The 13,095-nt window shown below is 62.6% G+C and carries 10 protein-coding genes; 4 read left to right on the top strand and 6 right to left on the bottom strand.

Annotated elements, in window-relative coordinates; genetic code table 11:
• The coding region (locus B5D38_RS17865) for a 4Fe-4S dicluster domain-containing protein (RefSeq protein ID WP_207552987.1) at nt 1-316 on the top strand (316 nt) is incomplete at its 5' end.
• Nucleotides 317-367: 51 nt separating this feature from the next.
• Here the strand turns inward: B5D38_RS17865 and B5D38_RS17860 are convergent.
• The 4 genes from B5D38_RS17860 to B5D38_RS17845 all read right to left on the bottom strand — a co-directional run bounded on the left by B5D38_RS17860 (nt 368) and on the right by B5D38_RS17845 (nt 5,572).
• Nucleotides 368-1,804: a hypothetical protein gene (locus B5D38_RS17860; protein ID WP_078709802.1), complete on the bottom strand. Its 1,437-nt coding sequence runs from the start codon at nt 1,802-1,804 to the stop codon at nt 368-370.
• Nucleotides 1,805-1,812: 8 nt separating this feature from the next.
• Nucleotides 1,813-3,162: a polysaccharide biosynthesis/export family protein gene (locus tag B5D38_RS17855; protein ID WP_165690899.1), complete on the bottom strand. Its 1,350-nt coding sequence runs from the start codon at nt 3,160-3,162 to the stop codon at nt 1,813-1,815.
• Between the two features lie 23 nt (nt 3,163-3,185).
• Nucleotides 3,186-3,956 (bottom strand): methyltransferase, TIGR04325 family, encoded by a 771-nt coding sequence (locus tag B5D38_RS17850; protein ID WP_245319341.1) that lies wholly within the window; start codon nt 3,954-3,956, stop codon nt 3,186-3,188.
• 89 nt (nt 3,957-4,045) lie between these two features.
• Nucleotides 4,046-5,572, bottom strand: a complete 1,527-nt coding sequence (locus tag B5D38_RS17845; protein ID WP_165690898.1) for an oligosaccharide flippase family protein — start codon at nt 5,570-5,572, stop codon at nt 4,046-4,048.
• A 503-nt stretch (nt 5,573-6,075) separates the two neighbouring features.
• Here B5D38_RS17845 and B5D38_RS17840 point away from each other — a divergent pair.
• The 3 genes from B5D38_RS17840 to B5D38_RS17830 all read left to right on the top strand — a co-directional run bounded on the left by B5D38_RS17840 (nt 6,076) and on the right by B5D38_RS17830 (nt 9,499).
• Nucleotides 6,076-7,290, top strand: coding sequence for a glycosyltransferase family 4 protein (locus tag B5D38_RS17840; RefSeq protein ID WP_078709798.1), 1,215 nt, complete (start codon nt 6,076-6,078; stop codon nt 7,288-7,290).
• Entirely contained in the window at nt 7,245-8,360 is a 1,116-nt protein-coding gene (gene gmd, locus B5D38_RS17835; RefSeq protein ID WP_078709797.1) for a GDP-mannose 4,6-dehydratase, read from the top strand. Before B5D38_RS17840 ends, gmd begins: the two co-directional genes overlap by 46 nt.
• 125 nt (nt 8,361-8,485) lie before the next feature.
• On the top strand, nt 8,486-9,499 hold the full coding sequence (locus tag B5D38_RS17830) for a hypothetical protein (RefSeq protein WP_078709796.1): 1,014 nt from the start codon (nt 8,486-8,488) through the stop codon (nt 9,497-9,499).
• On the opposite strand, the gene B5D38_RS17825 is transcribed toward B5D38_RS17830, so the two are convergent.
• Both B5D38_RS17825 and B5D38_RS17820 read right to left on the bottom strand, forming a co-directional pair.
• Nucleotides 9,468-10,598, bottom strand: coding sequence for a glycosyltransferase (locus B5D38_RS17825; RefSeq protein WP_280949401.1), 1,131 nt, complete (start codon nt 10,596-10,598; stop codon nt 9,468-9,470). The genes B5D38_RS17830 and B5D38_RS17825 overlap by 32 nt on opposite strands.
• Nucleotides 10,599-10,752: 154 nt before the next feature.
• Nucleotides 10,753-12,912, bottom strand: coding sequence for a Wzz/FepE/Etk N-terminal domain-containing protein (locus B5D38_RS17820; protein ID WP_165690897.1), 2,160 nt, complete (start codon nt 12,910-12,912; stop codon nt 10,753-10,755).
• Nucleotides 12,913-13,095 lie beyond the last annotated feature (183 nt).

The following is a 13,095-nucleotide window of genomic DNA, read 5'->3' as shown; positions in this document are numbered from 1 at the left end:
CGGCGTCCTCACCTTCGATCGGCTGTCGTCGGTGTATCTGACCAACACCCATCACGAGGAGGACCAGCCGGTCCATCTGGTGGTGAAGGACATGGGGTTGCAGAAGCGCTCGGAACACGACGTCTACGCCGGGCCGTCGCAGCGCTACTGCCCGGCGGGGGTGTATGAGTGGGTGGAGAAGGACGGGGAGGCGAGCTTCGTCATCAACGCGGCCAACTGCATCCACTGCAAGACCTGCGACATCAAGGACCCCAACGGCAACATCACCTGGGTCCCCCCGCAGGGCGGAGAGGGACCAACCTATCAGGTAATGTGAGGCGAGCTGGGCGCGGTACTCATCAGCGTGACGCTTCACTGCGACGTTCATCTAGCCTCTCCAGGCTAGTGCCTGCGGCCCAATCGGCGGTTTCGGCATTCGCTTGGGCTCGGCGACCGAGGCCAAGCATTCCCGCTTTGCCGTGATGGCAAGCGCTGCCAAAAACATCGTGAGCATACCGGGGTCCGGCACCGTGCCGCTGACGAACAGGGCGGCGATTTGAGCGCTCGCTGCGGCTTGCGCTCCCCGATAGACGCGCCTGGGGCCGCCCGCGCTTCCTTGAGGGAGGGTGCCGACGAAGGAGGCGATGAAGAAGGCCGCGAGAGCGAGAGCGCCGGGAATCCCGACGCTGCCGAGAACCACAGATGCGAGACCGTTCGAGCGAAGCGAACCGACACCTGCCCCCAGGCCGTATGTTTCGTAGAAGGCGGTGATGCCACCTGCAGCCCAGGCACCGCGTTCCAGACCCGAGGTGCTGTCGGCCTTCTGGAAGATGACCTCGTTGATCACCCGCTCTCCCAGCTCCGCGATCGGGCTCATTAGCACAACACACAGTAGCGCAACGACAGCGCAAACGCTGATCAGCATGAAAAGGGTCGCCCGGCGTTCGAAGGCATCCGATGCCCTGGCAAGGACCTGCCAACCTAAAACCACACTCGCGGCTGCGATCGCGAGGAAGGCGCTCGCTGCCAGGGACGCTATGGCCATGCTGAGGCTCAACAGTGCAAAAAGCGCGTCCTTGCCCCGTCCAGAGCCGATGAAGGCTCCCGCGAAATAAGCGAACAGAACCACGGAAAATGGACCAAAGGCCGAGGGTTCCGGAAAGCCGCCGATGACCCTCGACATGCCCGCGCTGGTCTGCTCGTTCGCGAGCGCGTAGGTCGCGGTGCGGATCGGCTCCATGAGCTTGTCGAACCGAAGCATGTCGAGCATGCCGAGAGCGAAATTGATGAGAGCGACGGCGCGTAACAGCCTGTCGCCAAACGCTACGCCCCGGCGCCGCAGGATCGCGCAGCTGGCGACGAAAAATGCACAACTCAGAAGGACATAGGTGGCCTGCGACAGATTGGAGTTTCCCGAACTGAGCGGCGAGACGACGGAATTGAAATGAACGCTGACCTTAACGCCGTTGGCTGCTCGACCGAGAGAGAACACCGCGAAGTCGCCCTCGAACAATCGCACGAGAAGAGTTGCGGAAAGCAACGAATAGGCTCCGTAGGCCCCGATCATTAAGGTCTGCGCCGGTGTCTGGAGTTTTTCGCCGCGCAGCAGTCGCGCCGCCAGGTCGATCGTCATCACGCCCACTGTCAGTGCGGCCGTCATGTTGACGGCCAGAAACGACAGGCCGCCCAGCTTTGGCAGGATCAGCACGGCCATCATGCCGAACGGCAGCATGAGGATGGTGAACGAATAGGCGGCCGAGAGGCTGATGAGCGCGCAGCAAAGCCACAGTCCGAACACAACGGGCGTAACCGCGAAGGCTTCCATGACGCGCTCTATCGCACCGCCGCGCCGGCGGATTTCGTGAGTTCAGATGTTTGGCGCCCGTCATCCATCGCTTCGGGAACGGTGTGTCTCGGCCTTTCCACCACAACGGCCACCGCGTCGCCGGGAGATACGACGGAGAAGGCCGTCGCCGGAACGGTGGCGTAACTGCCGTTCTGCCAGCGACGAATGCGATAGGTGATATCCGGATCGCTGCGGTCGGCCGCGTCTGCCTCGGTCCAGCCGGTGAGCAGAACCAACTGCTCCTCGGTCGACTGCCGCTGCGCGAAGAGCTTGTCGATCTCTGTCTGCTGTTTCTGGTACTCGGCCCACCCCTGCTGCTTGCGGTTGTAGCTGGCCTGGGAGATTTGCCTGCGGAAATCTCCCAGGTTCCGGTTGGCCTGTGCGATCTGGTAGTAGATTTGGAGGAGCCGGCTGCGCGCTTCCGTGGCCGACTGCTCGCGCCGCGCGACTTCGCTGCCGGCGGTCAGCTGCCGGTCCTTGAGGATCTGCGAACGGTCGACCTCGTCCTGGAAGTACTGGATCGCCTTCTTCTGGTTGGTGGCGAGATCGTTGAGCAGGGCGATTTCCTGCTCCGCCTGGCTCACGGACGTCTCAAGCGATGCCTTCTCGCTCTGGAAAGCCTCGCTATCGACCGCGATGATCTTTTCCTGAATCTCCTTGATCTCGTCCAGGAAGCGCGGACTGACCAGATTGGCGATCCGCTCCGGAATGTCCTCATCGGCGATGTGGGGAAGGGAGTCGATCTGGGCGCGGGCGCCGGCGCTGCGCACGGCGGCGCGAGCCAGGTCGGCATCGATGGCCTCGATGCTGCTGCGCAGGGCTGTCCGCTGAAGGATGCGGCTCTGCTCGTCTCCTATCAATGTCGAGGGCCCCCCCGCCAGCGCGACCGCCTGCTCGACGGTCAAAAGCGGACGGAACGGAAACGAGCCGGGAGCGCGCACGTCCCCGAGCACGAACACCGGTCGGAACTCGGCGATGGCGAGGTTCACTTTCGGGTCGACCAGCAATTTGCGATCGATATACGCTTGGCGGATGGAGGCGAGCGCCTCGGACTGCGTCAAGTCCGCTATCTTCGTTCCCCCGATGAGCGGCAGCTGCACCCTCCCGTCATCGGCGATCGTCAGGCGCTGGGGCGGTTGGTCGTCGTCGAGAAAATCGAACTCCACGATGTCCCCAATGGCCAGTCGGTATTCGCTCTGCGCCAAGGCGGAAGCGGTGCTCAAGGCCAGCGCCGCAATGACGATGGCCGCTGCCACCAGCGTTCGGGGGAGCGATCGAGACCCGACGCCGCCGCGCTGAAGGATCGGCTCCGGATCATGACGTTGGATGTGGCGCACGACGCGTGACCTCCCTCGATAGCTCATGCCAAATCGAACGTGTCGCCGGCCCGTCGCAGATAGAATCCGCAACTGGTGCTTTTGCCCAATTCGGGATGGGAGCGGATGGAGTGGCTGAGAGACGGAATGACCCAGCGATCGGCGATGACGTAGCCGGCGCTGGCGATGTCCTGCAGGAAGCTGGCGCGATTGCGGATCTGATACGGCACATAGGCCTTTCCGATCCGCTCCAGGGTCACGACGGTTTCGCCGTCCCTGAGCGCGACCTTGTTCAAGATGACGTATGGCGGCAGGGCCGGCAGTCGGGAAAGAAAATCGGACAGGGTGCCGTTGAAATACTGGAAGAGGCCCGATGCGAGCAGGAGATCCGTCGGTTCGGCGTCTGCGAGGTTGTCGACAAAGCTCAAGGAGGCATCGAGACCGTCAGCCTCTGCCCGTTTGCGCCCCGCCGCGACGACCGGCGGCGTGTCATAGACGATCCAGCGCCAGTTGCCTTTAAGGGAAAGCAGGGGGTCGAACGCCCTGAACTTGGTGCCCATGTGACCGCCGGCGTCGAGGACGCTGGATACCCAGGGGTGCAGCCGGGAGAGCCAGAACAGGACCGGATAGTCCCAGACCATGACGCTGCACATTTCCTCGAAGCAGATGTCGGCAATCTCCTCGTGCGCGTAGCCCGAAAGATAGCCGCGCGGTACCGCTGCAAGCGCGACATCGAACGACGCATAGGCGCCGCTGAAGCTCCGTCTGCGTGGACGCAGCATGAACTCGGCGCGCCGGAAGCCGACATCGATCATGCCGGCCACTGTTGCGAGGGACCGTTTGCAGCTCTTGAGCATATCTGTTGGTCGTCCAACAGCGCTCGGCGCGCGAAGCAATGCCTGTTTCATATCGCCGCCTCTGCTGCCCTTTGTTGGCGCCACAGTGAAAACGCGATCCGCACCGCCACAGGGCGCAGCAGCCCGACTGCCGCCGCGTAGATCACCGTAGCCGCCGCGCAGGCCACCAGCGTCCGCATGATGCCTGGGAGCTCGGCAGCGAAGGTCTGACTAATGGTCTCGGCGACCACGAGCCCGAGGGCGATGGATGGCACGATGAAGAGGGAATGCCGGGCCACCAGCCCCCAGCGAACACCGCCATACCGCCTTTGAAGCCAGATCGTGGTCGCCAGAACGCCCGTTCCGGCCACCAACTCGCCAACGGCCACCGCGACCGCGTCGAACTGAGCGGCAATCGCGAGGGCCGTGATGCTGATAACGGCGTTGATAAGAGAGGCCGGCGGAAACCGGCGGACCTCTCCAAGGATCGAAAGAAGGGCCTCGGTCACGGACGACGGCACGACCAAAGCCCTGGCAATCGCGAGGATCGTGACGATCGGAGCGGCGCCGCGCCACCCTTCGCCCAGCAGGAATGCGATGACCGTATCCGCGAAGAGTGCCAACAAGGCCAGGCAGGGAAGGGCGATGGCGATGATCAAGGGCAGCATCAGCTCCGCCGTTTCTCGCACTGTCTCCCGAACCGGTAGGCCCTCGGCTTGCGCCCTGACGGCCGCGCGCCGGAGAAGGAGCCAAGCCAACATGCGCGCGGGTTCGTTCATCAGCTCCATCAACGCGCCGACCAGCCGATCGGCGGCCCGATATAGGCCCACGCTCTGCGGCCCGAGAAACAGGCCGATGAGGAAGGTGGACGCGTACATGCGCATGAGGTTTAGCCAGCGCGTCAGGAAGATGTGACGCGTGAACGCCAGAACCTCGCGGATCACCGCCCGGTCCGGCAAAGCGCGCGGTCGGGCCCCGGTAAGGGCCGCGGAGGCGACCATCTGCAGGCTTTGCTGCGCAAGACGCCCGTAGGCCAAGGAGAACAAGTCCGCACCGGTGAAGAGAGCCGTCACTGTCACCGCGAAGCCCACACCTTCCGCCGCGATCAAGATGGTCGAGAGTGGCGCCACCTGCTGTCGCCGTGTCAGGACGCCGCCCTGCGCCGAACTCAAGGTTGCCAACACGATCCAAAGCGCGAACAGCGCCATAAGATGCGCCTCTGTCGGGGACGCCATCACCTCGTCAACGAATGTCGCGCCGAGAAGCCCCAGAAGCGACATGATCAGCCCGGCGATGAGCGACAGGGTCAGCGTTGCCTCGATGAAGCTCTCATCGCCGCGCCAGCTGATGATGAATTCGCTCCAGCCGGCGTCGGCGATCCTGAGCAGTGCGTACGCCACCGCCGAAACCAGCGAGAACACGCCAAATTCAGCAGGGCCGAGAAACCGGCTCGCGATCAGGATGATGACGAACTGCGAGATCTGCGATGTGACGCGGGTAGCGGCCGTCCACCCTCCAGCATTCAAGGCGGAGAAGTTCGGTTTCAATGCCGCTCGGGAAGAAAGGGAGGGATGCATCATGGCGTCACTACGCACTTCGTGGGATCTATTGCGGCGCCGTGGACTTGTCGTGCCATCGAGGTATCGCGTCCCTTAGGTTGAGGTGCGGTGGAGCGGTGGTGCGGGGCTTCGTGCGGCGCAGGAGGGCAGGCCGAAACATTGCCGCCCAGTCTAGTCGTGGCAGTCGGTGGGCTCATCTGCGCAATCGGCGGTACGACGAACGCGCTCTGTGGGCTCTTACGGAAGCTCTTGCGCCCGCGACTCGGGTCTTCCCGCGCTGGACCGGAACCATCGCCTCGACAGGCCCCCTTCTGTTGAGAGCGCCGTGCTTTTCAAAGGCGTTGAAGGCCTAAGGACTGCTTCAAGCACCGCTGCAAGTCCCGCTGAAGTGTAATTGCGCCGCGGCAAGGGGGGCTTACGCCGAAATCGGCATAATTCTTTTTGATGGATGTCGACCCATTATTTGCACTTGAACCGGGAATGATTTCTGGATTTATGGATTTTAGTTATTCGGAAATAATTCCTGGGCAAATAACGTCATGCTTACGAAGCCCGAATACATCGGCAAGGGTTCGAACCGGAATCCCAAGATCGCCATCGTGCACGAATGGCTTGTCACCTATGCCGGCTCGGAGAAAGTCCTTTCCGAAATGCTGAAGGAATTTCCGGACGCTGACGTTTTCTGCCTCTTCGACTTCAGTGACGGGAAGTTCAGTAAATTCTACAATGGCAAGGTATTCAAGACGAGCTTCCTGCAAGGAATGCGCGTCTTTCGAAAGATGTATAGAAATCTCCTGCCATTGATGGCGCTCGCCGTCGAGCAGTTCGACCTGTCGGACTACGATATCGTCATTTCCAACAGCCATGCCGTGGCCAAGGGAGTGATCACGGCACCGAACCAGCTGCACATCTGCTATTGCTATACGCCCATGCGCTATGCCTGGGACCTTCAACACCAATATCTGCGCGAGCAGAAAATCGACCGTGGTCTGCGCGCGATGGTGGCTCGCTGGATGTTGCATCGAACCCGGATATGGGATCTGCGAACGGTCAACGGCGTCGACAGCTTCATCGCCTGCTCGGAATACATCGCCAGGCGAATCCGCAAGTTCTACCGGCGCGACGCCGCCGTTATCTATCCCGGTGTCGACACCGATTACTTTCAGATGGGCGGCGAGAAGAAGGACTTCTACCTGACGTCCTCGCGGCTGGTTCCCTACAAGAAGATCGGGCTCATCGTCGAAGCCTTCCGCCATATGCCCGACAAGAAGCTCGTCGTCATCGGCGATGGGCCGCAGTATCGCGACGCTGTAGAACGCGCCGGCCCGAACGTCTCCGTCCTGGGATACCAGGAGGACGCAGTTTTGCTGCGGCACCTGCAGGAGGCCAAAGCGTTCATCTTCGCTGCCGAAGAGGATTTCGGCATCGCGCCGATCGAGGCGCAGGCCTGCGGAACGCCAGTGCTGGCTTACGGCCGGGGCGGAGCGTCAGAGACCGTCGTGGACGGCGTTACCGGGCTGCACTTCTGGGAACAGAGCGTCGAGGCCATCTGCGATGCGGTCGACCGGTTCGAAAGAATGGTCGGCCGTTTCGACGCCGCGGCGATCCGGCAGCACGCCTGCCGCTTTTCGAATGAACGTTTCCGGGTCGAGTTCAGGGATCATGTGAACGCCCTTTGGAACGCACATTGCGCGGAGAGTGAGGTTTCATGCCCGAAGGTAGCGCTGCCAAGAGAGCATTCGTTTCAGGCGTGACAGGGCAGGATGGCGCCTATCTGGTGCGCCTGTTGCTGTCGAAAGGCTACAAGGTTGCCGGCGGCTATCGGCGAACCAGCGCCCAGACCTTCTGGCGGCTGCGGGAACTCGGCGTCGACACCCATGAGAACCTGACGCTGGTCGAGCACGACCTGACCGATCTCGGCTCCAACATTCGGGCGATTGCCGCTTTCGAGCCCGACGAAATCTACAATCTGGCTGGCCAGAGCTTCGTTGCCGTTTCTTTCAAGGAGCCGACGACGACGGCGCAGATCTCGGCGCTTGGTGCCCTGCAGATGCTGGAGGCCTCCCGCATCGTCAATCCGCGGATCCGGATTTACCAGGCATCCTCGGCGGAGATGTTCGGCCGGGTCCAGGCAGTTCCGCAGGATGAAAACACGCCGTTCTATCCGCGCAGCCCCTATGCCGTCTCAAAGCTGTTCGGCCATTGGTCGGCGATCAACTATCGCGAATCGTACGACATGTTCGTCAGCTCCGGCATCTTGTTCAACCATGAGTCGCCCCTGCGCGGGCCGGAGTTCGTGACCCGCAAGATATCCCAGGCCGTCGCGCGCATCGCCTCGGGCCTGCAGACGACGCTCTTTCTGGGCAACCTGGATGCCAAACGCGACTGGGGGTTCGCCGGAGATTTCGTTGAGGGAATGTGGCGGATGCTCCAGGCAGAGAAACCCGACACCTTCGTCCTGGCGACAGGAACGACGTCGACCGTGCGCGATTTTGCCACGATGGCCTTTGCGGCGGCCGATCTCGATCTGGAGTGGCGCGGCGAGGGCGACGACGAGGTCGGATTTTGCGCGTCGATGAACCGGCCTCTGGTGCGTATTCAGAAGGCGCTGCGTCGGCCGGCGGAGGTGGATCTGCTGTTGGGCTCGCCACGCAAGGCGAAGGAGGTTCTCGGCTGGCGGCCCCTGGTGGAAGTCCGCGAGCTTTGCCGGATGATGGTGCATGCCGATCTGGCACGCGAGACACCCAACGAAATCGAGGTGCGCGACGGACTACCGAACGGACATGATGCGACGATAAAGGAGCTCTTTCCGTTGCATCCCTGAGCAGGGCACGCGCCGATGGGCCGCCTGCGCCTACAAGGTGCGGGCGGCCTCCGATGTTGTCCAACCGTTCGCGGGTGATCGCACGTCGGCTTCCCGATCTCTGAACAGCCGGGAGACGGCATCCAATGGCCTTAAAGATCGTGGTTCGCGCTACCGCGCTCCTCCTCGGCATGCTCCCATGTGTGGGGTGGGCCGAGATGATCTGGGGCGCCAATGGGCACCCGTTCACCGCCTATTCCGGTTTGAGCTATGCCGAGCAGATCGAGCAGCTCCATGAGCTTGGCGGAACATCCTATCGGGTCGACGTCACCAGCCTCGATCAGCGCGACAAGCTGCGGTTTCTCCTGGAGACCGCGCGGGAGCGCCGCATCGACATCCTTCCCATCCTCATTCCACCCGTCCGCCTGAAGAGCAGCACCGCCGAGCAGCTTCGGACACAGAGCGCCGCGTTCGCGGAGGCCTTCGCCCGCGCCTTCCCTGATGTCGAGATATGGGAACTCGGCAACGAGTTGGAGAACTATGCCATCATCCAGCCTTGCGAGATGCGGGATGATGGGACGCAGTACCCCTGCGAATGGGGACCGGCCGCCGGCGTCGGACCCGGAGAGTACTTCACTCCCCGCTATCTCAAGGTCGCTGCTGTTCTGCGTGGACTATCGGAGGGCATCGCCGCAGCCAATCCCAAAGCTCGCCGGGCAATCGGAACCGCCGGATGGGGTCATCTCGGCTTTTTCGAGCGGCTCGCCAAAGACCACATCGCCTGGGAGATCACGGTGTGGCACATGTACGAGTACAAGGATGATACTCCCTTCAGAACCCTCGCTCGGTACGGCAAACCCATATGGGTGACGGAGTTTAACCATTCGCAGGGAAGCCATAAGGACGGCAAGGAGGGCCAGGCCGCCGGCCTCAGCGCGATGATGCGACGCTTGGTCGAATTGAACAAAGCCTATGATGTCGAGGCGACGTTCATCTACGAGCTGTTCGACGAGCCATACTGGGCGCCGAGCTTCGAGGCGAGCATGGGTGTGGTCTCCATGGTCAAGGGGAGCGGCGGACAGTGGACGGTAGGGCCGCAGAAGCCCGCCTTCGCCGCCGCCCAAGAGGTTATTCGGCAGACACGCCCGTCCGGCCGGTAGATGCCGCATCTCTTCGCCTTGCTCGCGCAATGGCGCCATCCACGCATTGGCGAAACCGCTTGCGAAACACCTCCGGCGAGAATTTCTGCGCATGGGCGGCGATCTGACGCCGATCGAACGTCGCGCGCTGGGTCTCGAAGCGTTCCACAGCGTCGATGATGGCATCGGCGTTCTGCTCGTCGAAAAACAATCCGGTCTTTCCGGCAACGACGCTCTCGCGGGCGCCGCCGCGACTATATGCGATGACAGGCACGCCGCATGCCATCGCCTCGAGCGGCACGATTCCAAAGTCCTCGAGCGCGGGGAAAACCAGCGCGCGGGCGTTCTGATAGAGCTCCACCAGCCTTTCCTGGGATACGCGACCGGTCAGACAGATGTTCGGCGAGGCTCGCCGGGCGAGCGCCGGCGCTTCCTTGCCATCGCCGACCACGACGAGCGGGAGGCGCAGCCTGTTGAATGCCTCGACCACGAGATCGGCGCGTTTGTAGCCGACCAGCTCTGAGACGAACAGGAAATAATCGCCTGTGCCGGGCTCGCGCGGCAGCGAGAAGGCGCTGAGTTCGACTGGCGGGTGAACGACCTTGGCCTCAGTCTTATAGTAGCGGCGGATGCGCTCTGCTACGAAGGCGGAGTTGGCGACGAACTGGTCCACCCGGGCGGCGGTGGCGACATCCCACGTCCGCAGGCCGTGAGCCGTCACGCTGAAGGCGAGGCGGCCGAGTGGTCCGAGTTGCTGGCGATAGGCGCCATATTGATCCCAGACATAGCGCATCGGCGAATGGCAGTAGCAGACGTGAACTGATCCTGGGGGCGCGATGACACCCTTTGCCGGTCCCGATTCCGAAGAGATGACAAGGTCATATCCGGACAGGTCCAGTTCCTCCAGCGCCAACGGCATGAGCGGCAGGAACCTAGCGTAATGCTTGCGTGCGAATGGCAATCTGCCGATGAACGTTTCGGTGATAGGGCGGTTTCGTAGCGCCTCCGACAGGTTTTCGCGGATCGCAACGTGCGTAAAGAGATCCGCCGTCGGGAAAAGCGACAGAATCTCTTCGAGGACCCGCTCTCCGCCACGCATGCCCACCAGCCAATAATGCACGATAGCGATGCGTCGAGGGCGGGGATTGTCGCGCGCAGGGATGCTTCTTGGCCGCGCAGGAGGCTGGAGCTCTGGTCGGAGCGCGCGCTCTGACGGCGCTTCGCGCAACGTTGCGGGAAGGGGCAGGGCATGCCCGTCCAGGCACACATTCTGATCAACCAAAGCGACGGCCTCCCCTCAAGGAATCGGTCCGCACGTTCGCGGGCGCTTGCGAGAGTACGGTGCCGGCAATCTGGCAATGGGAAACCTCAAGCCTGTCGAGACTATGCAGCACCGCCGAGGCTGAGGTCCGACCACTGCGCACGACAACCAGCACGGCATCCGCGCGCTGCGCCAGCAACAGCGAATCCGAAGTCGATGATGTCGCCTCGGCATCGAGAATAACGAAGTCGTATCGGTCTCTCAAAACCTCGATCAGCTCACCCAACCGGCTGGAGTGCAACCATTCGTCCTCGACGCTCTTACGCGGTGCGGCTGCGATGAGGTGCAAGCCGGTGGCTGGGTCGATCGAGACGATGTCTTCTATTGACGCTTCCCCCCGCAGGTAGGGCTCGATGGTGGGTGCGTCGTCCGCGCCGAACATTTTGGCGAGGGACGGACGGCGCAGATTGCAATCGATGATGACGGATCGATGCCCCGCGACGTGCTGGAGATAGGCCAGGGTGATGCTCGTGGTGGACTTTCCCTCGCCAGGCAGCGCCGACGTGACCATGATTACCTGTGGCGTGACGTCACCCTGGAGCAGGGCCAACGAGGTGCGCAGATCGCGCGCGGCCTCGATGAAGCGGGTGGTGGGACGTGCGACAAGCTGGCGAACCAGCCATCGCTTGTTCGTGCGCCGACGCACCGCTGGCAGTACGGCAAGCACAGGCAGACCGGTTCGGGCATGTAGTTCGTCCGGCGTGTGGAACACGGTCGAGAACAGCTCGAGACCGAACGCCAGACCCAACCCGAGAACACCGCCGGCGATGCCCGCGAGGGCCAGGATCAGCTTCTTGCGGGGATGCGAGGGGGCGCGCGGAGGCTCGGCGACGGAAATGAGCCGCGCCCCGGCCCGCTCAAGATCGGCTTGTTGGGAAGTTTCCTTGTAGCGTGCAAGGAAACTCTCGTAGACCGAGGCCGTTGCAGCCGCCGACCTTTCGAGCTGGCGCAGTTGGACGGACGATTCCGCGAGTTTCGTCAGGCGAGCCTGTGCCGTTTCGACCTCGGAGGTCAGTTGCGTCTCGCGCTTGACCGCCACCGCTAGATCATTGCGCATGGTGGCTTGTGCCTTCTGGACCTCCAGCTCAAGGGCGCGCTCGACATCCCCAATACCGGCCTTCACCTTGACCACTTCCGGATGGGCCGCGCCATATCGTTTCGACAATTCGGCGAGGTTGCGCTCGAGTTCCGCCTTCTGCTGGCTCAGCGTCAGGATGAGCGGCGAGGATACGACGCGCGACGCCGCTTCAACGCCGCCGGTTTCGAGCAGGTTCGCGACCTGCCGGTACTGCGCATCCGCAGCGGCCCTGGCGGCGCTGGCTGTGACCAGTGCGCTGTTGAGTTCTTTCAATTGCTGGGTCACGACGTCGACGCCGCCACCCTCTTCGCGCGCCTGCTGCGCGCGTAGCTTCACGACGGCCACCTCAGCCGTTTCGACCTGCACCCTCAGCCCCTCGATGCGCTCGCCGAGCCAAACAGCCGCGCGGCGGGTCGCCTCTCGGCTGCCGTCGATCTGGTCCTGTATGTAACGCTGGGCCACGGCATTGGCGACGCGTGACGCCGTGAGCGGGTCAGGCGAACTGAATGAAACCTCGATGACGTAGGCAATGCCACTCTGTCTTACGCTGAGATGGTTTTGAACGGCCTCGATGACAACGCGGCGCGCCTCGGCCTTTTTGGATGCGGCCGGCTGACGAGACCTGTCATCGGCCTCTAGTGGCCACAGGTCGGCAATCCCAACGGCCGCAAAGGCTCTTCGCAGTAGATCCTTCGCCTGGTCGGCATAGCTGGGAGCACGTGGAATCCAAGGGTCGAATTCCGGATCGTCGACGAGGTGGAGCTGATCGACGACCTTGCCCACCAACAGATTGGACATGACGACCGAAACCTCACCCGCGATGACCGAGCTGCTCACGGAAAGTTCCGACACGACTTCCTTCACATTGGTGATGTGCTGTTCGCGTGTATCGAGAAGGATCGACGAGGAGGCGGTGTAGATCGGCGTCGCGAAATGCAGCCAGGTGCCGGTCAGAGCGACCGTCGCGACGACGACGAGGGCGATGGTCCCTTTCCTTCGCCAGATGATGCGGAACAAGCCACTGAGGTCGATCATGTCTTGCGCCGGGATGGGACGATCCCGTTGCGGAAGGGGAAGGGAAGAGTTCAATATGTTCATGATCGACGACCTGTCCTGGAGGGCGACGGGCGGTTCGCGGTGTGAGCGCCGGATGGCAGAGGCGGCGCCGAAGGCCAATCGGTGCAAGGGCCGGGCCACCGCATGAACAGGCGGATGGGA

Source organism: Consotaella salsifontis (genome assembly GCF_900167365.1).
GTDB classification, from domain to species: Bacteria; Pseudomonadota; Alphaproteobacteria; order Rhizobiales; family Rhizobiaceae; genus Consotaella; species Consotaella salsifontis.
The sequence above is the reverse complement of the archived record's forward strand: the minus strand, read 5'-3'. Positions and strand labels throughout refer to the sequence as shown.